At 37.6% G+C, this 23313-nt stretch carries 20 protein-coding genes; 14 read left to right on the forward strand and 6 right to left on the reverse strand.

Translation table 11 applies throughout. The features are described 5' to 3' along the window. Positions 1-213 precede the first annotated feature (213 nt). The gene (gene astB, locus CWB66_RS06750) at positions 214-1560 is read right to left on the reverse strand and encodes an N-succinylarginine dihydrolase (RefSeq protein WP_138584775.1); all 1347 of its coding nucleotides are present in this window, start codon (positions 1558-1560) and stop codon (positions 214-216) included. 662 nt (positions 1561-2222) lie between these two features. Then, a complete protein-coding gene (locus tag CWB66_RS06755) occupies positions 2223-2657 on the reverse strand; it encodes a MarR family winged helix-turn-helix transcriptional regulator (protein ID WP_039486559.1) in 435 nt (144 codons plus the stop codon). A 129-nt stretch (positions 2658-2786) separates the two neighbouring features. Here CWB66_RS06755 and CWB66_RS06760 point away from each other — a divergent pair, with 129 nt between their 5' ends. From CWB66_RS06760 to CWB66_RS06780, 5 genes are all read left to right on the forward strand, one after another. Then, positions 2787-3215 (forward strand): organic hydroperoxide resistance protein, encoded by a 429-nt coding sequence (locus tag CWB66_RS06760; protein WP_077535531.1) that lies wholly within the window; start codon positions 2787-2789, stop codon positions 3213-3215. Between the two features lie 166 nt (positions 3216-3381). After that, on the forward strand, positions 3382-3738 hold the full coding sequence (locus tag CWB66_RS06765) for a metalloregulator ArsR/SmtB family transcription factor (protein ID WP_138584776.1): 357 nt from the start codon (positions 3382-3384) through the stop codon (positions 3736-3738). Between the two features lie 32 nt (positions 3739-3770). Next, on the forward strand, positions 3771-4781 hold the full coding sequence (locus tag CWB66_RS06770) for an ArsJ-associated glyceraldehyde-3-phosphate dehydrogenase (protein ID WP_138584777.1): 1011 nt from the start codon (positions 3771-3773) through the stop codon (positions 4779-4781). Positions 4782-4805: 24 nt separating this feature from the next. Beyond that, on the forward strand, positions 4806-6032 hold the full coding sequence (gene arsJ / locus CWB66_RS06775; protein ID WP_138584778.1) for an organoarsenical effux MFS transporter ArsJ: 1227 nt from the start codon (positions 4806-4808) through the stop codon (positions 6030-6032). A gap of 100 nt (positions 6033-6132) precedes the next feature. After that, a complete protein-coding gene (locus tag CWB66_RS06780) occupies positions 6133-8253 on the forward strand; it encodes a methyl-accepting chemotaxis protein (protein WP_138584779.1) in 2121 nt (706 codons plus the stop codon). A gap of 81 nt (positions 8254-8334) precedes the next feature. Here the strand turns inward: CWB66_RS06780 and CWB66_RS06785 are convergent, their stop codons facing one another. Further along, entirely contained in the window at positions 8335-8919 is a 585-nt protein-coding gene (locus tag CWB66_RS06785) for a TetR/AcrR family transcriptional regulator (protein ID WP_138584780.1), read from the reverse strand. A 113-nt stretch (positions 8920-9032) separates the two neighbouring features. On the opposite strand from CWB66_RS06785, the gene CWB66_RS06790 reads away from it, so the two are divergent. After that, the gene (locus CWB66_RS06790) at positions 9033-9575 is read left to right on the forward strand and encodes a carboxymuconolactone decarboxylase family protein (RefSeq protein ID WP_138584781.1); all 543 of its coding nucleotides are present in this window, start codon (positions 9033-9035) and stop codon (positions 9573-9575) included. Positions 9576-9637: 62 nt separating this feature from the next. Here CWB66_RS06790 and CWB66_RS06795 read toward each other — a convergent pair whose 3' ends face one another. Beyond that, positions 9638-10171, reverse strand: coding sequence for a hypothetical protein (locus CWB66_RS06795; RefSeq protein ID WP_138584782.1), 534 nt, complete (start codon positions 10169-10171; stop codon positions 9638-9640). 51 nt (positions 10172-10222) lie between these two features. Here CWB66_RS06795 and CWB66_RS06800 point away from each other — a divergent pair, with 51 nt between their 5' ends. Next, positions 10223-10591 (forward strand): DUF1294 domain-containing protein, encoded by a 369-nt coding sequence (locus CWB66_RS06800; RefSeq protein WP_138584783.1) that lies wholly within the window; start codon positions 10223-10225, stop codon positions 10589-10591. A 158-nt stretch (positions 10592-10749) separates the two neighbouring features. Here the strand turns inward: CWB66_RS06800 and CWB66_RS06805 are convergent, their stop codons facing one another. Further along, entirely contained in the window at positions 10750-11085 is a 336-nt protein-coding gene (locus tag CWB66_RS06805; RefSeq protein ID WP_138584784.1) for a PEGA domain-containing protein, read from the reverse strand. Positions 11086-11275: 190 nt separating this feature from the next. Then, positions 11276-13246 (reverse strand): serine/threonine-protein kinase, encoded by a 1971-nt coding sequence (locus tag CWB66_RS06810; protein ID WP_138584785.1) that lies wholly within the window; start codon positions 13244-13246, stop codon positions 11276-11278. Positions 13247-13783: 537 nt separating this feature from the next. Here CWB66_RS06810 and tagH point away from each other — a divergent pair. From tagH to CWB66_RS06845, 7 genes are read left to right on the forward strand one after another with little or no spacing between them, the layout of a single operon-like run. Further along, positions 13784-15037: a type VI secretion system-associated FHA domain protein TagH gene (gene tagH / locus CWB66_RS06815; protein WP_138584790.1), complete on the forward strand. Its 1254-nt coding sequence runs from the start codon at positions 13784-13786 to the stop codon at positions 15035-15037. Between the two features lie 14 nt (positions 15038-15051). Continuing rightward, positions 15052-15516, forward strand: a complete 465-nt coding sequence (tssJ, locus tag CWB66_RS06820; RefSeq protein ID WP_077535543.1) for a type VI secretion system lipoprotein TssJ — start codon at positions 15052-15054, stop codon at positions 15514-15516. A gap of 13 nt (positions 15517-15529) precedes the next feature. Next, the gene (gene tssK, locus CWB66_RS06825; protein WP_138584786.1) at positions 15530-16858 is read left to right on the forward strand and encodes a type VI secretion system baseplate subunit TssK; all 1329 of its coding nucleotides are present in this window, start codon (positions 15530-15532) and stop codon (positions 16856-16858) included. 20 nt (positions 16859-16878) lie between these two features. After that, positions 16879-18159, forward strand: a complete 1281-nt coding sequence (gene tssL, locus CWB66_RS06830) for a type VI secretion system protein TssL, long form (RefSeq protein WP_138584787.1) — start codon at positions 16879-16881, stop codon at positions 18157-18159. 10 nt (positions 18160-18169) lie between these two features. Further along, complete coding sequence (tssM, locus tag CWB66_RS06835) at positions 18170-21679, forward strand: type VI secretion system membrane subunit TssM (protein WP_138584788.1); 3510 nt, start codon at positions 18170-18172, stop codon at positions 21677-21679. Next, the gene (tagF, locus tag CWB66_RS06840) at positions 21661-22389 is read left to right on the forward strand and encodes a type VI secretion system-associated protein TagF (RefSeq protein ID WP_077535547.1); all 729 of its coding nucleotides are present in this window, start codon (positions 21661-21663) and stop codon (positions 22387-22389) included. Before tssM ends, tagF begins: the two co-directional genes overlap by 19 nt. Further along, complete coding sequence (locus CWB66_RS06845) at positions 22382-23179, forward strand: PP2C family protein-serine/threonine phosphatase (RefSeq protein ID WP_138584789.1); 798 nt, start codon at positions 22382-22384, stop codon at positions 23177-23179. Before tagF ends, CWB66_RS06845 begins: the two co-directional genes overlap by 8 nt. The last annotated feature ends 134 nt before the right edge of the window (positions 23180-23313 follow it).

Consider the following 23313-nt stretch of genomic DNA (forward strand, 5'->3'; position numbering starts at 1 on the left):
AAAAATTTTTGCCTAGTTCTAGCGTAATTTTCTTAACGTTAAATAGACCCCATATATAAGCAGGTTGGTATAACCAAGTCTACTGGGCTTATAAACCTCGGCTGTGAATAAACCTTCCTGAATTGAACCAATTTAAACCCACAAAGATCAACGCAGCTCTGTATAAATAAACATAGCGAGGTTTGGTTCGCTATGTTTTTATTCGCTTTAGTATTAACCTTCTAGTTGAAAGTCGTACACTGAGCCTAAATTAAGCAGCTGTGTAAGTTCATCAAGTGCTTGGTAGCTTTCGGTGAGTAGGGCTGAGTCTGCAAAGTCACTTGCGCCTAATTTGTCGCGGTAGTTACGTTTTGCCCAGTCACACAGTTGTGTGTATTTAGTATCCGTTAAAATAACGTCTGGGTTTACTGCAGCGAGTTCTTGCTCGTTAAGGGCTACGCGTAAACGCAAACAAGCTGGGCCGCCGCCATTTTGCATACTTTGGCGTAAATCAAAAAACTGTACTTGGTTGACTGGGTTATCAGCCATAATCATTTCTTCAATGTAGGCATTGACTGCACTGTTGCGCTTACACTCTTGTGGTGCAACTAATAACATTGAACCATCATTAAGGCTCACTAGTTGGCTATTAAATAAGTAACTACTTACTGCATCGTTAATACTCACTTTATCGCTTGGTACTTCAATAATGTAAAACTCTTTACTGCCCACATACGCGTCGCGAATATCTTGCAGTGCCAAAGCTTGGTTTAAAAATGCTTGCTGGTGGCACAGTAATACATTGGCGTTACCGACTGCAATTACATCGTTATGAAACACACCTTGGTCTATTACGTCTGGATTTTGCTGTAGTAAAATTTGGCTTGAATCTTTTAAGTTATGTAAGCGACAAATTGCTTCTGAGGCTTCAAGCGTTTGCCTTGCAGGAAATTTAGCTGGTTTTGGTAATTGGCTGTTAAACGCGCTGGCACCAAATACGAACATTTCAAGGCCTTGCTCGCCGTGGCTGTCACAAAAACGAGTATGGTTTGCTGCACCTTCGTCGCCAAAAAAGCCTTGGTCTGGCAAATGGGTATGGTGCGCAAAGTATTTGTCGTTATTAAACATCGCTTTTAATAAGCGTGTAGTGGTTGCAGGCTCTAATGAACGATGAAACTTATTATTTAAATTAGCTGAAGTAAAATGTACTTTGCCGTCGGTTGTATCGGGAGATGGTGATACCGTCGCGGCATTAGCTGTCCACATTGCAGACGCTGAATAACACGCGCGTAATAAAATAGGATCTGCTTTAAATGCTTTGTGGATTACTTGAGCATCGTTGCCTGTAAAGCCTAAGCGGCGCAGTACGTTTAAGTCGGGGCGCGCATGGGGTGCAAATACACCTTGAGTTAGGCCTTTGTCGTGCATGGCTTTCATTTTTTCAAGGCCTTGCAGTACTGCCTCTTGAGGATTTGAAAAGCTTGCTGCGTTATTTAACGAGGCAACATTACCATACGATAAACCAGCGTAGTTGTGGGTAGAACCAACTAAACCATCAAAATTAACTTCCAAAGCGTGCATACACGTTCCAACTAAAAATTTTCAATAGGATGCCACAATACAACGCAATCGGGCTGCTTGCAAAGTTATAAGCACAGTGTTTTTATTGATTTTTGATGTTTTTAAATGTGATCTTTTAGATGGAGTGTTTTTATATTAGGTGGTTCATAGTGCGAAAAAGCTTAGCCTAAAGTAGTTTATACATTTCAGTTTTACGCTAAGCCTTTACACAATACGCTATTATTTAACATAGGCGCGTTCTTTTTCAGCCGTGGTGTGGGTATTTGTTGGATCATTAACTTGCCAAACGCTAATGTCTAAACGCCATAAGAGGTAAAGGGTATGGTATAAGTTGAACATGATTTTTCCTTGGTATTTTCACTGAACACATCAGTTTATAGGAAGAAGTATGCCAACATTAACTTGAATATTTTATGAATAGAAATCAGGTGTTTAGTATTTAAGTGCAAATATATACTTAAGGATTAGCACCAAAGCGGTGAAGTATTTTTAAAATATGCACCAGTGTGGTGTGTTTTTAGCAAAAAGCCCTGCAACTATTGGGTCACTTAAATGTGCAAGGCTTTTTAAAAAATGTAGTCACTTAAAAAGTAAATTAGCGGCCTATTTTTTATATGCGCCAACAAAAGTAATTTTTTCATATGAGTCATTTTAATTAAAGCTTAATCGGCTAAGTCGTTTACTACTAAATCAAGCAGTTGCATTAACTGTTTCGCTTGTGTTGCATCTACACTATCAAATTTACATAAAATATTTTTAGGAATATCGGCTGCTTTTAACTTAAGCGATTGGCCATGCTGGGTTAGCTGCACTAGGCGTTTGCGTTTGTCGTGCTCATCTTTAATAACAGCCAGTAATGATTTGTCGCTCATTTTTTTGAGTATTTGGGTCATTGCACCGCCATCTATCGCGGTTTTATCTATTAGCTCTGCAATTGTTATTTCGTCTTGCTCCCACAGGGCCATCATTACTACGTATTGTGGGTAAGTTAAATTTAGCTCGTTTAAAGGCTCGCGATACGCACGCGCAATACTGTTAGATGCCATGTATAACCGATGGCATAACTGATTTTTTAACTTTAATTGCTCAAACGGCATAACTTTTTCCTTCATTTCAATATTCGCTATTTTAATTTGCATGCAAAGTATTTGCAATCTCTAATTACTTGATCTATTATTTTGCACACAAACTAAATTGGTTATTATTTTTAAACTTTGGAGTTCATTATGAATGTATTACAAAACGTAGCTTACACAGCAAAAGCAACGGCAACTGGCGGCCGTGAAGGCGTAGCTAAATCTGATGATGGTCGTTTAGATGTAAATTTATCAACACCTAAAGGTTTAGGCGGAGACGACGGTCAAGGCACTAACCCTGAGCAATTATTTGCCGCAGGTTATGCTGCGTGTTTTATTGGTGCACTTAAATTTGTAGCAGGTAGTGAAAAAATAGCACTACCAAGCGACACGCACATTGACTCACAAGTGTCTATTGGCGCGATTGAAGGCGGTTTTGGGATTGCAGTAAAACTTGCTGTATCACTAGGTGATATGGATAAAGCTGCAGCGCAGGAGCTTGTAGATAAAGCACACCAAGTATGCCCATATTCAAACGCAACACGTGGCAATATTGAAGTAGAGCTTTCAGTTATTTAATAGCTAACTGATATAATATTTAAAAAGCACACAGCGACAATCAGTCGTTGTGTGCTTTTTTGCGTTTTAAGGTAAAATCAATTTAATATGCAAAAAATCATATATTCAATATTCCATATATTCTGTTTTTGTTTTATTGTATGTGCACTAACACTGCGAGGACACTATGGAACAATTCAATCCACTTCAATTTTATAAATGTCTAGCGGACGATACGCGTTTAAAAGCAATGCTCCTAATTAGCCGCGAGCGAGAGTTGTGCGTATGCGAACTGGTTGCTGCACTTGAGCTAAGCCAGCCTAAAGTGTCTCGCCATTTAGCGCAGTTAAGACAATGCGGATTGTTGAGCGACCGCAAACAAAATCAATGGGTGTATTACAGCATTAATAAAGCCCTGCCAGAATGGGCTAAAACGGTGCTAACGCAAACGCTTACTGCTAATCCTTCATTTTATGAAAATGATTTAACGCGCTTAAACGCGATGGGTAATCGCCCTGAACGTATTACTAGCTGCTGTAACTAACTAATAAATTAACTTATTAAAGGTATTTAATTATGACTATTAAAGTAGGTATTAACGGTTTTGGCCGTATGGGGCGTTTAACACTGCGTGCAGCAGTTGATTGGCCAGAAATCGAGTTTATTAAAGTAAATGATGTAGCGGGCGATGCTAAAACACACGCACATTTAATTGAGTTTGACTCAGTACACGGACGCTTAGCGCAGCAGGTTTCTAGTGATGATAATAGCTTTAGTGTGGGCAAACACACGATTACAGTTACCAATAACAAAACCATAAATGAAACTGATTGGTCAGATTGCGATGTAGTAATAGAAGCCAGCGGTAAAATGAAAACCACTGAGCTGTTAAATCAATATTTAGAACAAGGTGTTAAGCGCGTTGTAGTAACGGCGCCAGTAAAAGAAGACGGTATATTAAATGTAGTAATGGGTGTAAACGATGACCTTTTTAACGCAAAGGAGCATAAAATTGTTACGGCTGCTTCTTGCACAACTAATTGTTTAGCACCAATAGTAAAAGTACTGCAAGAAAAAGTGGGTATTAAACACGGCTCAATGACCACGATTCACGATATTACTAATACTCAAACGATTATTGATGCCCCTCATAAAGATTTACGCCGTGCGCGTTCGTGCGGTACAAGTTTAATACCTACTACAACCGGTAGTGCAACGGCTATTACGCATATTTTCCCCGAGCTAAAAGGTAAATTAAACGGCCATGCCGTGCGTGTACCTCTCACTAACGCGTCAATTACCGATTGTGTTTTTGAGCTAGAGCGAGGTGTTACACAAGACGAAGTAAACACTTGGTTTAAAAACGCTGCAAATAATGAGCTAAAAGACATTTTAGGCTACGAAGAAAAGCCGCTTGTATCTATAGATTACAAAACTGATCCACGTAGCTGCACCATAGATGCACTTTCTACTATGGTTATTAACAACACTCAGCTTAAATTATATGCTTGGTATGATAACGAGTGGGGTTATGCCAACCGTACTGCTGAGCTAATGCTTAAAGTTGCAAAAAGTGATTTAGTTTAATCTCATTTAATAAGGTTTAACGCTATGTTTGCGCAGTTGGCTAACTTACCGAGTTCTATAAAACAATATTTAATAATTACTGGTAACTATTGGGCATTTACTTTAACCGATGGTGCACTGCGCATGCTGGTGGTGCTGTATTTTCATCAGTTAGGTTATGGTGCATTTGCAATAGCCATGTTGTTTTTGTTTTATGAAATTTTTGGTGTGATCACTAATTTAGTCGGTGGTTGGCTTGGCGCGTATTTAGGGTTAAATAAAACCATGAATGTAGGGCTTGGGCTACAACTTGTCGCTTTAGCCATGTTGTGCGTGCCAGGAGATTGGTTAACGGTTGCCTATGTTATGGCAGCGCAAGCACTGAGTGGCATAGCTAAAGACTTAAATAAAATGAGCGCAAAGAGCGCCATTAAGTATTTAGTACCGCAAAGCGATGAGGGGCAAAGTCAATTATATAAATGGATTGCCATACTTACCGGCTCTAAAAATGCTTTAAAAGGGGTGGGCTTTTTTTTAGGTGGATTACTGCTTACTGTATTTGGCTTTGTAGGTGCGCTAGTAAGCTTAATAGCTTTACTCAGTGTTGCGTGGGTTATTAGTTTAATTTTTTTGAAAGGCGATATTGGCAAAGCTAAAAACAAACCTAAGTTTAAAGAGTTATTTTCTAAATCCCGGGCAATAAACTTACTTAGTGCTGCGCGCTTATGTTTGTTTGCGGCGCGCGATGTGTGGTTTGTCGTTGCATTACCGGTTTACTTAGCCGCTCAGTTTAACTGGGATCACTGGTGGGTAAGCGGCTTTATGGCTTTGTGGGTTATTGCTTATGGGCTGGTGCAATCGCAAGCTCCGCGCATAACTGGGCAAGGTGATTCAACTTCACATTCGGTCAAAAAAGCGTATTGGTGGGTCGTTTTATTAAGTGGTGTAACTGGCATTTTAGCGTTGTTGATGCAATTAGACATAGTAGTACATTTTACGCTTGTAATTGGCTTACTTATTTTTGGTGGTGTATTTGCTGTAAATTCATCACTGCACAGTTACTTAATAGTAAGTTTTGCTAAAAACGATGGGGTGTCGCTCGACGTTGGTTTTTACTATATGGCCAACGCAATAGGGCGTTTACTTGGTACGGTGCTTTCTGGTTGGGTATTCCAAATTTATGGGTTGGTGGCATGTTTATGGGTAAGTGTGTGTTTACTCATAGCTGCAACCTTAATCACCTTTTTTCTTAATAAAATTAGGTTAAATTAGCGCAACGACCTTAAATGTAGTTTTAGTTTAGTAGTTTAGCTAGTATGATTTGGCAATTAGTCTAGACTGAAAGTAACTACGTAAAAGGAAGGTAAGTTTAATGCGGGAAATAGCGCTAGCAAAAAAGTTATTGTGGATCAGTGTGGGTGGAATACTACTCACTGTTATCGTTTTATCGACTATTTTGTGGTCTGAGCTTTCATCAAGCAATACTAAGTTGTCAATTGAAGCAGAACAATTAATTGTCACAGAAGTCGATGAAAAGCTAACAGCAAAAGCCGCTTCATACGGCGAGCAAATTGCCGCTTTTATAAATGAGGTATACCGAGTTCCTTTTTCTTTAGCCTCTATTTTAGGTGAATCAGCAGAAAAAAACGCGTTGAGCCGTGACTCTGCCGTGCTATTAAATAGATCGCTTATCACCGACAATGCTTTGTTGTCTTCTATCTATTCTCAATTTGAAAAAAATGGCTTTGACAACAGTGACGCTAACTTCACTAGCGGCTTTCCTCATTCAGTAAAAGGCGTAGGAACGCTAGAGATTTATTTTACGCGTAGTAAACAAGGTGTTGTTAAGCAACAAGTTGTAGAAGACGCGAGCGAAAAATATATAACTAAACTTAATGAGTTTGGCTTACGTGAAGCAGAATGGTATTTATGTGCTAAGGATAGTGAAAAGCCATGCATCATGGAGCCTTATTTATACGAGATATCCCCCGGTTATTCTGAAATGATGACCTCCCTTACAGTGCCAATAATGAGGTCGGGCCAATTTATAGGTTTAGCTGGTGCAGACATTACCTTACCTGTTTTTCAATCTTTAACCGAAAAGTTATCAGAAGAATTATACAACGGTAAAGCAAAAGTGACTTTGTTAAGTAGCTTAAATTTAATCGTTGGTAGTAGTCATTATAAAGATAAGCTCGGGCGTCCTTTTAAAGAAGCAATTAATGACTCTGTAAACAAAAATTTTGAGAGCTTAGATGGCGAAGGAGGAGTCTATAAATCTGGAAATGACATTTTAGTTTCATATCCTATTAAAATTAAATTAGCCGATGTAAGTTGGACGTTACTAATTGAGGTGCCTGCAGATTTAGCATTAGCTGGACCGGTTACTTTAACTAATAACATGTCAGAAATGGCCAAGTATCTTGGTTTATTAATCTTAGTATCAGGCTCAGTAATTGCTGTTATTGCTTTTATTGTAATGAAATTGGTTGTTAGTAGTGTGGTTGCCCCTTTAGAGCAGATCCAAAAACGAGTTGATAATTTAGCAAGCTCAGAAGGGGATCTTACTCATACTTTAGAAGTTGATACGCATGCTGAGCTAATTGCCCTAGCTGCTGGTTTTAATCGTTTTTTATCTAAATTAAGAGAATTAATAATTCAGTTAAAAGCAGTTTCTGAACAAACAAAACATCAAGGCGAAATTGCATCGCATATCGCCATAGATACTAAGCAAAATGTTCAAGCACAATTTAAAGAGATTGAAAGCGTAGTAACGGCTATGAATGAAATGAGCGCTACGGCACTCGAAGTGGCTAGAGCATCTGAGCAATCGGCGCAACAAGCTGACGAAATCAATGGCTTAGTAGTCAGTAGCGAATCGAGTTTATCTTCTGCGATGACGCAAGTTAAAACGATGTCAGAAGAAATTAAAGAAGCTAACCAAGCTGTTGAAAAAGTGGCATCGCGTAGTAAAGATATTACACAAATTTTGGATGTGATCCGTACCATTTCAGAACAAACTAATTTGCTAGCGTTAAATGCTGCTATTGAAGCTGCACGCGCAGGTGAGCACGGTCGTGGTTTTGCTGTTGTAGCTGATGAAGTGAGAGCGCTTGCTTCTAAAACACGCTCATCCACTGATGACATAAGTAAATTAATTGATAGTTTACTTCATGAAGTTGGGAATGCTTCAACGGTTATCGAAAAGGGTGTGGTGCGTGCACAAAGTGCAGTAGAGGAAACATCTGTTGCATTTGATGCATTGCACAGTGTTGTGGTTAAAGTCGATGAAATAACAAACCAAATCACGCACATTGCTACTGCAGCGGAAGAGCAAAGCTTAGTGACAGAAGAGATCAACCGCAATTTAACGCTTATATCAGACGCCGCCTCGCAGTTATCTGACTTATCGGCGCAAGCTGGCGACAGCAGCGAAGTGCTCAATAAGTTGGTCACGCAGCAAGATTCAGAACTTAATAAGTTAAAAACGTAACGTTTGACTCGTGTTAGCATAAATATAAATGGCAGTGATTAAATCACTGTCATTTTTTATGCAAATAATTGAGGTGTGAGTTTATAAACTCTTCATAATTGTGAACATTTGATTAATCATAGGTTGAGCTAGCGATTCAACACCTGGACGATTAAAGTAACCGCGTAGCCCAGTAAACTGAACCTCAAAAAATCGTGCATAATCTTGTGCAGGTATATTATTACTCAGCTCATTATTTGCTATTGCTTGCTCAAAGAGAATTGAAAGATAGCTTTCAAATTTATCTGCTAAATCTAAACTAAGTTGATATAGGCGACTATCTTTCTCGGCAAATTCGCAATTGGCCTTCACCAACATGCAAATTGCACTGGGTATATTTTCTTTTTTTGTGACTACATCCTCAACAAAAATGCGTAAACCATCAAGAATATTATCTGAAGTAGATAAACACTCGTTAATTTGGGTTTGCATTTGTACTGTGTAGTCTTTTAAAGATTCAATATAAAGCCCTTCCTTTGAACCAAAAGCAGCGTAAATACTGCCAGGGCGCATGTTAACTGCTTCTTGCAAATCGCGCGTTGAGGTTGCATGAAAACCTTTCTCCCAAAATAGCTGACTTGCAAGTCGGACAACGGTTTCACGCTCAAACTTTATTTTGTTAGCCATGTCATTTCTCAATTAATTTGAACACTTGCTCAATTTTAACTTGAACAGTCGCTCAAAATCAAATAGTATGTGTTTCGAAGTTACTTAAACCTAATTATTTATTGGAGCTAAACATGTCAGAATTTACTTTATACACAGCAGAAAATGCACCTGAAGAGTCAAAGTCTCTAATGGCTGATTCAGTAGCTGCATTTGGTATGGTCCCTAACTTACATGCAGTAATGGCTGAAGCGCCAACATTACTTAAAGGGTATCAAGTGCTGCATGACTTGTTTCAAAAAACATCGTTTAATGCACAAGAGCTTACTGTAGTATGGCAATCAATTAATGTTGAACATAACTGCCATTACTGCGTGCCTGCACATAGCGCTATAGCAGCTTCAATGAAAGTTGATCAAGATATTGTTGATGCATTGGTAAATCAAACACCCCTTGCGGACTCTAAGCTTGAAACACTTCGTGAAACAACATTAGCAATGACACGTGAGCGCGGTGTGATCAGCGATGAGCAAATTGAAAAGTTTTTTGCAGCAGGTTATGGCAAGCAACAACTACTTGAAATCATTGTAGGCTTATCTCAAAAAGTTATGAGTAATTACACTAACCACCTTGCAGATACGCCTGTTGATGAACCATTTAAAAAATACGTAAAATAAATACGATTTTATAAATGACAAAAGGCAGCCTAGGCTGCCTTTTTTGTGTCTATAAATTGCGGCTATTTAAATTTAACCGTTTTTGTACTACGTGTATAAATACGTTGTTCGGGCTTTGTCCACTCACCTTTTTTTAAGTAAGAGGTCGATACAATAAATTTTTCGTCTTTTAGTTCACTCATAGATTTAACTTTAGTAATTCCTTCTTTACTACCCGTTACATCCTCATAGGCTACAAATTGAGTGGGGCTTAGCACCTTTAATGTGCCTTTAGTGTAAAAACCAGCCGTTGTGAAGTAATAAAAAACGAGTAACTCTTTTTTGCTATCGTAAAAAATCATAGATTCGCCGCCATACTCACCTTCATTAATAGAGTGTGCAGTGCGAATAGCTTTACCATTGAGTGCTCGTTCCCACTTACCTACATCTTGAATTGGCTTTTCGCCTTGGGCTACTTCAAAGTTAGCTTGCCAAGTACCCAAAAAAGGTTGAAATACAGCTAGTTGTTTATCTAAAGTTAGGTTATTTTCATCTGCGTAACTAAACGTAAATACACACAGGCATAAGGCTAAGAATAGCGTTTTAAAATATGTCATACTTTCACTCTCTTTTTTTAGTTTTATAAAGTTAGTATAGGTGATAATTAATTGATAAAGAAAACTTTAATAACGATAGCGAGCCTTTTTATCATTTTTACTTGGCTAGCTTATACGCTTAATTACACGCTAATTTATGTACCAATCTATATCAGCGTTTTGAGCGCATTAAGCTTTTTAGTATATGCGTGGGATAAACGCAAAGCTAAGCAATCGGTATATAAAAAAGTAAATCGTACACCGGAGCGAACATTGCAGTTAATAGCGCTTTTCGGGGGATGGCCTGGTGCATTAATAGCTCAACAGTTATTGCGTCATAAGTCGCAAAAAAAACGTTTTATTATTGTGCTGTGGTTGTGTATTTTAATTAATATATGCATCTTGGGGTATGCTAACCATTATTTTAAAACACTCTTGTAATACTAATGCATTAATTGAGTGCATATTGGCGTTATAAGTACTCGGAGTTATCAAACATAAAAGGGTTGTGAGTTGAATATTTGGTTAGGTAGTAGAGAAGCTAATATACTTTTATAGAAAAGTACATTAGCTAAAAAGATTTATATTGTTTACAGCGATTATTGGCCTGCCGTCGCTTTTTGCAATTGAACAGTGACTACTGTTTTTTTATCAACAACAACCCATTCTCTGTAAGTAATAAATCCTTTTTTACTTACTTCAATATCGTATTTTCCTTCTTCAAGTTCAATTGCATCTTGGTAGATAGGAGAAATATTCATAATGCGAACACGGGCATCGGCTGGGTTAGCGATAACTGTTAATGAAATTGGCGCTACAACTTCTTCAACATCCATAACGACTTCATTAACTACTTGCTCAGTTTCATCAACAGATGAAGTTGTTGAACAACCGCTTAATAAAAGGATGGCTGCAAATGCGCTTAGTTTTTTCATAAATAGTCCATTTAAAAGTATTGAGTGTTTCGAAAATTTTGGAAGAGTAAATGAAGTATTCAACTTGTCGTCCCTAACTCTCGTTTTAAAAAATAGCAATAGTTTAATATGTATCTACTGCTTATTCAATTATTGTCACTTTCGTTATGTAACTCGCAGAGCAATAACTCTACGAGTTGATATGCTTATTTTAAAGTAAATTATCCAAAGATTTAGTGATAGCTTCACTTCTTTCCACTAACTGCTCTGCCGTTTTATACATTCTTTTTTTCATCAATGCATTGGCCATTGTAATATAACGTCTTGATAACTCTTTTCGAAATGAAACTAAAAGAGAAAAGTCGCTTGGAAGTCCGGTTGATTCCAAATTCACTTGCTCTTCAAAAGCTAATAGTGCTTTATGATCGGTTATATTTTCTAGCATTTCATCATAACGTTGAAATCTTGGCAGATAGAACACAACAGCGTCTGATGTTGGGTAAGTGGCTTGTTCTCCCGCATCTAATTTTTTCTGATACGAACTTAACGCATCAATTGCCGACTCTCTTTTTAGTAAATTGGTAAATAGACTTTCAGCTTTTTGTTTATCAGTAAATATAGCCTTACCTACATTTAATAACGCTTTTTGAGATACCACGTCGTCTACTTCAATGGCTTGGTTTAAAGCAACTTCAAAATTCTCAAAATGTGTAGGTGAAGGGCTATATACGTAAGTGTTGTCGACTTCGTTGAGATCGCTGATTAGCTGAGGAATACTGTTGTTGTCAATTTCGTTATAACGTGATTGTTCTAATAATAAGTTAATCCTTGATGTAATATCAAAAATTATAGATTGGCGTTCCCTAAGAACACTTTCAAGTTGAACAGAAAGTGTTTCTGAGTCAGGATAATATTCAAGCGCATTAGAATATATAGCAATTATTTCATCAAAGTTTTTAAATTTACTTGAGTTGTTGCTGCTATCGTTTGCTTGGTCAGCAAAGTTTTTCAATATAGTGTCTTGGTTAACTCTCAACAGACCTTGTTTTAACACATTATACTGTGGAGGTATTTCACCTAATCTTTGCAAAATAGCTGGGCCATTCCACGCCATCCAAGTTTCTATTTGTTGATTAATAGCATTAGCATTATCAAGCTTTGCTTCTAGCTGTTTTATGTTATTGCCATTGGATAAATTTAATTGACCAGCGATGAGGATCAAAGCAGCTGATACTGCGACGAATATCATAGTTGGCTTTAGATTGGATTTAAGTTTATTTGATATGGGCACTAAAGAGTCGTGCCGTTTCGATGTTTCTAATGAAAGTGCTTTATTTAAACTTCCCCATAACCATAGCGGGCAATTTTTAGGACGTTTAGCCGTCGTGTCTTTAGGGAGTTTGTCAGCGGCAACACGATTAAATGGATGCTTACTACTAAGTAATTCAAAGGCAATACATGCGTATGAAAACACGTCGTCTCTGAGCGTAGCATCAGCGCCTTTTAGCTGCTCAGGACTGGCGTAAGTTGGTGTGTACCCACCAACTACACCTAGCTCGGTATTACTGTTTACTGCGTAGGCATCTTCAATACTTTTATGCTTAGCAATACCAAAATCGAGTACTTTTAAATTACCATTACTGTCAAAAATAATATTAGAAGGTTTAAGATCGTTATGTATTACGCCTTTTGAATGGGCATAATTTAAAGCATCGGCTAGTTGTTCTAAAATAATTTTGGCTTTTTTAAACACCAAACCCGAAGGCTTATTTCGTTTAATGATTTGCTCTAAGGTCTCCCCTTCGATCAGCTCCATTGTAACGTAATATAAGTCACCGTCTGAATCAGCAGAAAAAACTTTAACAATACTAGGGTGAGAGAGTTGCTGTGTTTTTGATGTCTCGTCTTTTAAAAGAGAAATTGCTTCTTCAGAGTGAGAGAACTCTTCTTGTAAAATTTTGATTGCTACAAATGCTTCTGAGCGAGTCGCATTTTCTAAAAATGTATCTCTAGCTCTATAGATATAACACATTCCGCCTTGACCAATAAGTTCTTCGATCAAATAACGACCTGATATTTTTTTACCTATTAGATTAATTTTATTTTTTGGCGGTGTTCTTTTAAGATTAGAGTCAAGTGAAGCAATTTGAGTTTTATCACTTGAGCTATTGATACTGCTCATCGTAAGTCCTTTTGTTGTGTTAATGTAAATAATCGCATAGGTAAGTTTTTTATTCTTACCAACTTTCCCTCTGATACAGTCCACCATTTTTACAAAATTCTCCCACTATAGCAATGATTCAATTGCCTAATATTTAGATCTAAATCACGTCTTTGTGGCTTCGATGTTGTTTTCAATTTGTAACTAATTTAATGTTTGTAATATTTTATAAAAATAAAACAATCTACTTGGCGGGTACTTTGAATTTAAAAGAGCAGAGCAGTACTTTGGTTGCTATGAATGATAATTTTCTAAAGCGTTACATAATGTGTTTTTTTATTAAGATGTTTTTAATAAATAGAATTTAAAATAGCGATACACAGCGTTTTTTTAACAACATATTTTTATAATACTATTTCATTAATAAATTATATATTTCCCGTATTTTTTAGATTAGTAAGATCAAGACAGTGTCCATATATTAATTTCAATGTTGACAATAGTTTCTCTTGTACTTTATCCTAGTGCAATTGAAGATTTATGGGACTAACTTATCAAATGGAACTGATACTAAACATAACTAGTTATCATAGACTCTCACCTGAAATTGAAGCATCTAAGACAACAGAAAATGTACTCACCTTTGGCCGTTCTAAAACATGTGACTGGCACTTTCCCGATCCTGAAAAGATTATATCGAGTAAGCACGGAAGAATAGAAAAAGAAGACGATGCATTTTACGTTTATGACGACTCTACTAACGGTGTTTTTGTCAATTTTGGTGTGACGCCGCTTGGTCAAGGTAATCGACAACGCCTTTCAGATAAAGATGTACTTACTATTGGCGATTTTCAAATTGATGTAAAGTTAGTTGAGCCGCAGGGCGCTGCTACGAGCAATGCTGGTTTGTCTCAACACCGTGATGATTTTATGGGAAATAAGCCTGAGTCATTTTCGCAACCGCATCACTTTACAAACGAATCTCTGTTAGATGAATCTATGCCTGCTGTTGATATGGTACAAGAAAGCTTCTCTGGTGGTAATAATCAAATACCTGAAGATTGGGATGAGTTATCGAGTCTTATGGCTCCTGCTTCTTTAGTTGCAGACAAGCCGGTTTTTGAAGAACCTCAAAAACCTGAAATTGCACCCACACCTCCAAAGCAAAATGTAGCGGCTAAAGTTCACACACCAGAGCCATCATCAGCGAAGGCCACTGTGAGCAGTGGCTCTGCGCTATCAGATGCTTTTTTAAAGGGATTAGGCGTTAAAGCCGAATTGCAGGATGCTTTAAATACACAAGAACATTGGTTCGAAATGGGGCAAGGTTTAAATTTATTACTAAACGAGCTTATGGAATCTCTGCGCCAAAGAGCGCATGTAAAAAACCAACTTCGCTTAAATCACACGATGTTTCAGACTAAGCAAAACAACCCTTTAAAATTTTCTGCGGATGTTGATGATGTTATTCAGAATTTATTCATCAGAAATAGTGCAAGCTTCCTTTCCTCTAAAGAATCAATAAAAGAAAGCTTTGTTGATACGCGCAGGCATGAACATGCATTATTGGCAGGAGCTGACGGTGTATTGAAAGGAATGTTAGCGCAAGTTTCTCCGCAGCATATAAGTCAACAAGTAAATGATAACGCCAATATACTAAAGATTATACCAGGGCAGATTGATTACAAGTGCTGGAAACTATATGAAAGTTTACATGATGATTTATCACAAGAAGTGAATACGAAAGGTGCGATGGCGATGTCAGATGACTTCTTAAAAGCATATAACGATAGAATTAAAGAAACGCTCTAGAAAGGAAAGCAATAATGTATAAAGTTAAGCTCTATTTGATGAGTTTTAGTTTACTATTTTTAGTACTCGGTTGCAGTACTGTTAATCAATTGGTTCCGCCTTCAACGGATTTAATTATTAATGTATCCAAGAACGTAAACCCGGATACATCGGATAGACCGTCTCCGGTAGTTATGAAAATTTTTGAACTTAGTTCACGTACTATCTTTGATACGCAGGATTTCTTTAGTCTTTATGATACACCTGAGAAATTACTTGGACCTGACCTAATTAAAAAAGATGAACTTGAATTACAGCCAAACTCAGTGCAAAAATATAAAATGAGTTTAAACAAAAATACTCGTTATGTAGGCGTTGTGGTTGCGTATAGAAATATAGACCAAGCTAGATGGCGATCTGTTATTGAGGTCGATCCAACGGGTTATGACGACATAGATGTTAATGTGGAAGCAATTGCTACATACATGAGAGAGCAATAAAAAGGATTTGTAAATGAGTGACAATACTCGGGTTGCGTGGACTGAAGGGATGTTTTTAAGACCACAGCACTTTCAGCAATCAGATAAACATATTGCGAATGTAATAAAGCAAGTGTGTAGCGGGAATTTGGCCGATCCGTGGGGAATACTTGAAGTAGCAATAGATACTGAATTATTGAATTCAGGTCAATTTGCTATTGAAGCATTATCTGCGATCACTCCAGATCTACTGCCGCTGGATATGCCTCAATCAACCCCATTACCAGAACCTTTGGTAGTAGGCAAAGATGTCTATGATGAGATAGTGTATCTTGCTATACCTGCGTTTAAAAATAGCGGGATTAATATCTCAGCGCCTGAAGAAAATATAGTCACTCGTTACAAATTGCATGATTTGTCTGTAAGTGATGACTTAATTGGCTCTCAATCTCAAGAAATAATCCAAGTTGCGAAAACGTTTAGTAAGTTGGTGTTATCCTCAGATGATCACTCTGGTTATATTTTACTTCCTTTAGCGAAAATTTTAGATGTAAGTAGTGAAGGTAGAATAAAGTTAGACACTAAATATATTCCAGCCTCATTGCAGGTTGGACAGTGTAAACCTCTTGTAGGATTAGTACGTGAAATAGGTTCGATGATTAAGCAACGCGCAGAAAGTATTGCCGTTAGACTATGCCAAGGTTATGCCGGAAGTACGTCTGTTGCTGACTTTATTATGCTACAAACACTGAATAAGTATGATGCGGTATTTGAAAACCTATTAACAGTCAATAACCTCCACCCAAATGTATTTTATACGCGGCTTATTGAGCTCGCAGGAGAGTTGTCTACGTTCAGTACGGTCAACAAAAGAGTGCCTAAGCTTCCCAAATACGACCACAAGAATTTAGGACAAGTATTTAGCGAAGTCGTTAATTTCTTATATCAGTCATTAAGTCATGTAATAGAGCAAACAGCGACTGAAATTAAGCTGGAGCAAAGTAAGTTTGGTATTTCATTTGGTGCTTTAAAAGACAAATCGGTGCTTAATTCAGCTCAATTTGTTCTTGCTATCAAAGCAAGTGTGCCACATGAAGAATTACGTAAAATACTCCCGTCACAAATAAAAATTGGCAGTGTTGAAACAATTCGTGATCTTGTAAATAATCAAATTCCAGGAATAACAATTAGTAGTTTACCTACCGCACCTAGGCAAATTCCGTATCATGCAGGCTTTCATTACTTTGAGCTAAATAAGCATGGCGAACACTGGGAAAAACTTCGCTCAAGTGGTGGAATAGCTATTCATTTATCAGGGAATTACCCAGAACTTCAATTAAGCCTTTGGGCTATTAGAACTTAACTTTTAAAGGAAGAGTTTCAATGGACGAAACCATTATAAAACCTCGCCCTGGTAGATTGGGGCGAAATGCACCAAGTATTAATACTGATAGCAATGACGCTGATAAGACCGTAATGTCGGTAGAGCCACCATCAGCTAGACAAGCAAGCAATGTTAAAGTATCTATATTTAAAAACCCTCTTTTAGAAGCTGCCACAGATTGTTTTTCATTAGTTATCTCAATTAGTCAGTCAAAGGAGATGACTAATTTAGCAGCACTTAAGCATCGCTGTGTTGAAGCACTAAAGCGCTTTGAAGTTGAAGTTCGAAGCCAAAATCTACCTAAAAATGTGATTAATAATTCTCGCTACTGCTTGTGTGCAATCTTAGATGAATCGGTATTAAATTCAAAGTGGAGTTCAATGGAATGGGCCGATGAAAGCTTATTGTCAACATTCCATAAAGAAACGTTTGGTGGCGAATATTTTTACACTCTTCTTGATGATGCATTGGGTCAACCCGAAAAAAACAAACAGTTTTTAGAGCTACAATACCACTGCCTAAATTTAGGTTTTAAAGGGAAATATAGACTAGATACAGGCGGAGATAATAAAGTCGAAGAGTATCGCTCTCAACTTTATCATCTTTTAAATCAATTAGATGGCCCAGTTAGTAATAAATTATCCCCCAATTGGAAAAGCAGAGTCGCTGCAGGTGTTGAACTAAGAAATCAAGTCCCACTTTGGGTCGTTTTCTCTGTGTTAGGTTTAGTGCTGCTCACTGTTTATTTATTTATTAACATGAGGCTCAATGATGCCGTTTTTTCCGTTAATGAAAAACTTGCCGTCATTCATCCTCTGGCAAATGACGTATCTATTGATAAAAAAGACCAACAATTACTTGTTTTAGAACAGTTATTACAAACTGAAATAACAATGGGCATTGTCGAAATTAAAAAAAGTAATGATCGCATTCGAATCTCGATTAATAGTGAAAGTCTTTTTAATCAAGGAGATTCAAAATTGCTGCCTTCTTTTCAGCCTATTCTTGAGAAACTCGCGCTTAGTTTAGAAGGGACAAAAGGGCGTATATTAATTACGGGTCATACTGATGACACGCCTATTAATACCGATAGATACCCCTCTAATTGGCATCTTTCTTTAGCCAGGGCAACACAAGTCGCTAATTCAATGGCTAAAAGTACAAACCTTAGTGGACGTTTATGGCCAGAAGGTAAAGGTGCTGCAGAGCCAATAGCCAGCAATTCAGATTCAGCTTCTCGGTCATTAAACCGACGAATTGAAATCGATTTATTATTTTAATGGGGCTGACATGAGTTTCTCGCAAAAAATTAAAAAAATGACATACGCGCTTACATCACGCACTGGGATATTAATTATAGGTTTTCTTGCTCTATCATTATTGATCTGGTTTGGCGGTCCATTAATCGCAGTTGCTGATTACGTTCCATTAGAAAGCATAGCCTCAAGATTGTTAACAATATTGCTAGTGCTACTCATTTTTTCTGTATCAAAAATTTATCGTCTTATGCAACAAAGCAAAAGAGACGAGAAAATGGCTGATGAGCTTATTGACAGTGATGATTCAAATAGCAGTGAAGTTAACGAAGAGATCACAACGTTAAAAACAAGAATGAACGAAGCGATTGATCTGCTTAAAGATGTTAAGTTATTTAAAGGCAAAAATATTTATCAGCTGCCTTGGTACATAATGATAGGCCCGCCAGGTGCGGGTAAAACAACAGTAATACACAACTCAGGATTAGATTATCCGCTTAAGGATAAGTTGGGAGTTGATTTAGTGCACGGCATAGGTGGCACTAGAAATTGTGATTGGTGGTTTACTAATAAAGCAGTACTGATAGATACAGCTGGCAGGTATACAACTCAAAACAGTCATGCAAAGCATGACTCACGAGCATGGGAAGGCTTTTTAGGTTTACTTCGAAAGTACCGCCCACTTAGGCCTATCAACGGTGTCATGATCAGCATGGGTATTTCTGAGCTAATGAGCCAGACCAAGACCGAAAGAAATCTGCATGCTCGCGCAATAAAACAAAGATTACAAGAGCTTCAAAATCAACTTGGAATGACTTTTCCTGTCTATGTTATTTTTTCAAAAGTAGATTTAATTGATGGGTTTAGAGAATTTTTTGGTGAATTAAGTGAAGAAGAATGTGAACAAGTTTGGGGTGTTACCTTTGAACTTGACCTTGCAAAAGACACCCAAGTTGAAGCTTTTAATAAAGAATTCCATTCGTTGATTTCTAAACTAACGGAAATGCTAAATCGTCGATTGATCAATGAGCGAAATGAAGTAATAAGAGCTAAAATATTTGAATTTCCAAGGCAGCTTAGGGTATTACAAGGTGTTGCTGATGGGTTTTTAAAGGAAATATTTACACCTAACGCATATGAAGAATTACCGATGTTTAGGGGCGTTTACCTAACAAGTGCGACCCAAGAAGGTACACCTTCGAGCTTTTTAAGTGATAGCAATTTAGGAAAATCTGAGCATATAAATCAGTCAAAAAGCTTTTTTATAAAAAATGTTTTAGAAAGTGTAATTTTTCCTGAGCAGAACTTAGCCAGTACTAATAAGCACCATGATAAGCAAAACAAATGGTTACGCATTGTGAGTATTACCTTTGCCTGCCTAGCGTTATTTGGCTTTTCAATTTCTTGGTACTTTAGTTTTGCGTGGAACAGTAATTTAATTTCTGCAACAGAAGAGGCCATTGTTACCTATCAAGAACTTGATTCGGCTTCTTTTGATCGTAATAACCTACTTGTTCTCAATGATAGACTCAATGCTTTGAGAAATTTACCTGCAAGTGGGCCGCTTGTAAGCGAGTTACAAGAGTCGTCATCGTTTGGCTTTAATAAGTTAAGCGAAATCAAAGAGTCGTCGGTTAACGCTTATGATCGCTCTTTACAAACGTATCTAGAACCTTTTGTAGGCAATACATTAATTAAAGAAATGGAAGCTCACCCGGAGCATCTGAGCTATTTATATGAAACATTAAAATGCTATTTAATGCTATTTCAGCCTGAATACTTCGAAAGCGAAGATATTACGGCGTGGTTTAATGCTTATTTAGAAAGAAACTTACCTGGTGATAAAAATATGCAAACCAGGGATGAGTTAATGGGCCATATTTCTGCATTATTAAACAAAGGCATCACTCAAAGTGACATCGATAATCAAGCTGTGCGTACAGCTCGTAGTGAGCTAACTAAACTACCGATAGCAGAGAGAGCATATCAACGGCTTCAAGCTGATTTTCTTAACAGCAGTATTCCGCCGTTTAGACTCACTGATATTATTAGTTTTGAAAGCGCTCAAAAGTTTACTTTTCGTAACAATGGTGAGCTCACCAGAAGTATACCTGGTTTGTACACGTTTAATGGTTTCCACGGTATTTTCAACGTTGAAAAAAGTAAAATGCTCGGTAATTTAATGGCCAGTAGCTGGGTTTATGGTGAAGAAGCATCGGGCACTTATGACATATCTAAAGACGAAATTGAGAAAAAATTAGAGCAACGTTACTTCCAAGATTATATTTATTATTGGCAGTCATTTTTGGATGATTTGAGTCTTAATCAGTATAGTTCGCCTGCTGAAGGGGTTAATGTTACAGATGTACTCGCGGGCTCTGAAGCACCAATCAAAAACATTATCGCAGCGGTCCAAAAAAATGTTCAATTAACTAAATTACCTGTATCAGAAAACCAGAAGGTCGCAGGTAAAGTTGCCGGTAATGCCGCTAAAATTGCACTGCAAACTAAGGCGAATCGGATCAAGCGATTTTTACCTGATGAAGCCCCCACATTTGATATTAAATTACCGGGACATCAAGTTGAAGAGGCTTTTGAAGAGGTGATAGGGATTGACTCGCAACAATTAGATAATATTCAAAAAAACCTCAGAGAGCTTAATGTCTATTTAACCAAGCTTGACCGAGGCGATCAGCTAAAAGATTCAATAAAAGATCAAATTAGCGGTAAAAGTAAGCCTAGCTTTATACGTCAATTAGAATTTCAGAGTCGTGATTTACCGTACCCGTTTAATAGCTGGTTGTTAGACATAAGCCGGGATACAAGCAATATCACTAAAAATAGTGCAAACAGACACTTAAATGAAATTTGGAAGAGTAAAGTGTTAAGAGAATATAACGCTGCAATTGTTGGCAGGTATCCTTTTGCACCGCAGGCTGATAAAGAAGTGAACATGAAAGACTTTACTCGCTTTTTTGGCCCAAATGGTACAATTGACTCTTTCTTTAATAGTTACGTTGCACCGAGTGTTGATATAAGTTCAAGTCCATGGAAGTTCGAAAAAGATATTGGTATTGGTAATGAGGCACTAAAAATGTTTGAACACGCTTACCAAATTCAAACCGCATTTTTCGACCGTGGTAGTGATACACCAAGGATTGAATTTGGGTTACGCCCACTTGAACTTGACCGTACCGTATCTAGCTTAATGATAGAAATTGATGGCCAGTCTATGACGTATCGTCATGGCCCGCTAAAAGTGACTAACTTTATTTGGCCTGGCGCTTCAGGACAAAGTAAAACAAGAGTTGTATTTACTCCTCCAAATGGTGGGCGTTCTATTAACACAACTTATCAAGGTGAGTGGTCACTTTATAGAATGCTTGATGAACTTAGCGAAAAAAGAAGTGAAACACGTAAAGATCTAGAGCTGCATTTCTCATTAATGGGAAATAATGCAAAAGTAGAGCTCTTGCCTAAGTCAATTAGACACCCATTTTGGAATACAAGTGTAGAGAAGTTTTCATGTCCGACGCGATTATAAATATTGGTTACTTAGGCAAAGTGCCTTGTTTAGGTGACTTTGTTCAAGATAATGTCTCTAAAGACTTCTCAGAGCATTGGGAGCAATGGCTGCAAGCAGCCATTGCTGTTAGCAAAGAGCAACTTGGGGATGTATGGCAAGATAGTTATTTAACAGGTCCTGTTTGGCATTTTGCTTTGAGCCCAAATATAGTGGGCGATAAAGGCGTTATGGGGACATTGCTCCCAAGTATGGATGCAGTTGGCAGACATTATCCTTTTACGGTTTTGAGTACTACAGACAATAACCCTATCGATATCTTAAATTCAGGCGTTTTTTCACTTGAATATGAAGATGTAGTTTTAAAAGTTTTAGACGGTTCGGTCGATCTTTTTTCATGGCGAAAAGAGGTCTCTAAAACGATTAAAATCGCGGCTTGTGAAAACAAGCAAGTGACTTACTCCCACTCTGTTGATAAAAATAAAGATGGTGAAGCTTTTGAATTTTCAGGAACAGAACTGAGCAGTGATGTTTTGAAAGATGCGATGCATGCATTATTGTATAAAAAGCATGGTGAATACAGTGTTTGGTGGACACATGGCTCTTGTAATATAAAGCCCATGGTACTGATAACTTCAGCATTACCTCCTATAAATCAAGTTGCGGCAATGTTAGATGGAAGATGGAAGCATTGGGAATGGAATTACACACAGGTAAAAAATAGTGATTAGCAATTTTAATACAAGTTACGCAATTACTCACCGAGGTGTTGTAAGACAGCTCAATGAAGATTCCCATGTAGAGATAAACAGCCATAACTTATGGGTTGTGGCTGATGGAATGGGGGGACATGAGGCCGGCGAGGTTGCAAGTCAGTTAGTTGTTGACGTAATTAGAGCAAAAGTACAAGAGCGCGACTTAAAAGACTTAACTGTTTCTCACATTGTAAGTGCGATAGAAGAGGCAAATAAACAACTAAACGATTACAGCTCCCAGTATCTCGAAAACAAAACGGCGGGTAGTACCGTTACAGCATTATTTGTCAAAGATGGAAAGTATTATATTTTGTGGGTAGGCGATAGCAGAGCTTACTTGCTGCGCAATGGAGTACTTACGCAAGTATCAAGAGATCATAGCCAAGTTAATGATTTAATTGATGAAGGGATTATTTCTGTAGAGGAAGCTAAAGATCACCCTCTATCGAATGTAATAACGCGAGCTGTGGGTGTAATGGAAAACGTAAACGTTGATGTTATTCAAAATGACATTAAAACGGGCGATCTTTTTTTACTTTGTTCTGATGGACTAACAGGCGAGTTGTCTGATGATGAAATATGTTTATCATTAGAGCCAAGCAGTATTATTGACTCAGGAATGGCCTTAATGCACTCCTCTTTAGTGCGAGGTGCTCGAGATAATGTAACGTGTATTATTGTTAAATATGATGAGACTAAAAGTAATCAGCATAGTGAAACCTTTAATATTCAAGATGAAGCGACAATCCCTTTATTTACTAAATAACCTGAACTCTGGATAATAAATCTATCTCGAGCAGCTATTTTCAGCGCTAACTGCGTTGAATTTACTTGCAATAGGCCCGCTATTGACGCGTAAATTCGCCTTGTTTTCACTGAAAATTTTTGGCTAGAGAAAAT

This window comes from Pseudoalteromonas sp. S558 (genome assembly GCF_005886635.1).
Classification (GTDB): Bacteria; Pseudomonadota; Gammaproteobacteria; order Enterobacterales; family Alteromonadaceae; genus Pseudoalteromonas; species Pseudoalteromonas aliena.

Bases quoted from the DNA above. Each gene is read 5' to 3' on its own strand.
- astB (WP_138584775.1), bottom strand. From the start codon at position 1,560: ATGCACGCTTTGGAAGTTAATTTTGATGGTTTAGTTGGTTCTACCCAC.
- CWB66_RS06755 (WP_039486559.1), bottom strand. From the start codon at position 2,657: ATGCCGTTTGAGCAATTAAAGTTAAAAAATCAGTTATGCCATCGGTTA.
- CWB66_RS06760 (WP_077535531.1), top strand. From the start codon at position 2,787: ATGAATGTATTACAAAACGTAGCTTACACAGCAAAAGCAACGGCAACT.
- CWB66_RS06765 (WP_138584776.1), top strand. From the start codon at position 3,382: ATGGAACAATTCAATCCACTTCAATTTTATAAATGTCTAGCGGACGAT.
- CWB66_RS06770 (WP_138584777.1), top strand. From the start codon at position 3,771: ATGACTATTAAAGTAGGTATTAACGGTTTTGGCCGTATGGGGCGTTTA.
- arsJ (WP_138584778.1), top strand. From the start codon at position 4,806: ATGTTTGCGCAGTTGGCTAACTTACCGAGTTCTATAAAACAATATTTA.
- CWB66_RS06780 (WP_138584779.1), top strand. From the start codon at position 6,133: ATGCGGGAAATAGCGCTAGCAAAAAAGTTATTGTGGATCAGTGTGGGT.
- CWB66_RS06785 (WP_138584780.1), bottom strand. From the start codon at position 8,919: ATGGCTAACAAAATAAAGTTTGAGCGTGAAACCGTTGTCCGACTTGCA.
- CWB66_RS06790 (WP_138584781.1), top strand. From the start codon at position 9,033: ATGTCAGAATTTACTTTATACACAGCAGAAAATGCACCTGAAGAGTCA.
- CWB66_RS06795 (WP_138584782.1), bottom strand. From the start codon at position 10,171: ATGACATATTTTAAAACGCTATTCTTAGCCTTATGCCTGTGTGTATTT.
- CWB66_RS06805 (WP_138584784.1), bottom strand. From the start codon at position 11,085: ATGAAAAAACTAAGCGCATTTGCAGCCATCCTTTTATTAAGCGGTTGT.
- CWB66_RS06810 (WP_138584785.1), bottom strand. From the start codon at position 13,246: ATGAGCAGTATCAATAGCTCAAGTGATAAAACTCAAATTGCTTCACTT.
- tagH (WP_138584790.1), top strand. From the start codon at position 13,784: ATGGAACTGATACTAAACATAACTAGTTATCATAGACTCTCACCTGAA.
- tssJ (WP_077535543.1), top strand. From the start codon at position 15,052: ATGTATAAAGTTAAGCTCTATTTGATGAGTTTTAGTTTACTATTTTTA.
- tssK (WP_138584786.1), top strand. From the start codon at position 15,530: ATGAGTGACAATACTCGGGTTGCGTGGACTGAAGGGATGTTTTTAAGA.
- tssL (WP_138584787.1), top strand. From the start codon at position 16,879: ATGGACGAAACCATTATAAAACCTCGCCCTGGTAGATTGGGGCGAAAT.
- tssM (WP_138584788.1), top strand. From the start codon at position 18,170: ATGAGTTTCTCGCAAAAAATTAAAAAAATGACATACGCGCTTACATCA.
- tagF (WP_077535547.1), top strand. From the start codon at position 21,661: ATGTCCGACGCGATTATAAATATTGGTTACTTAGGCAAAGTGCCTTGT.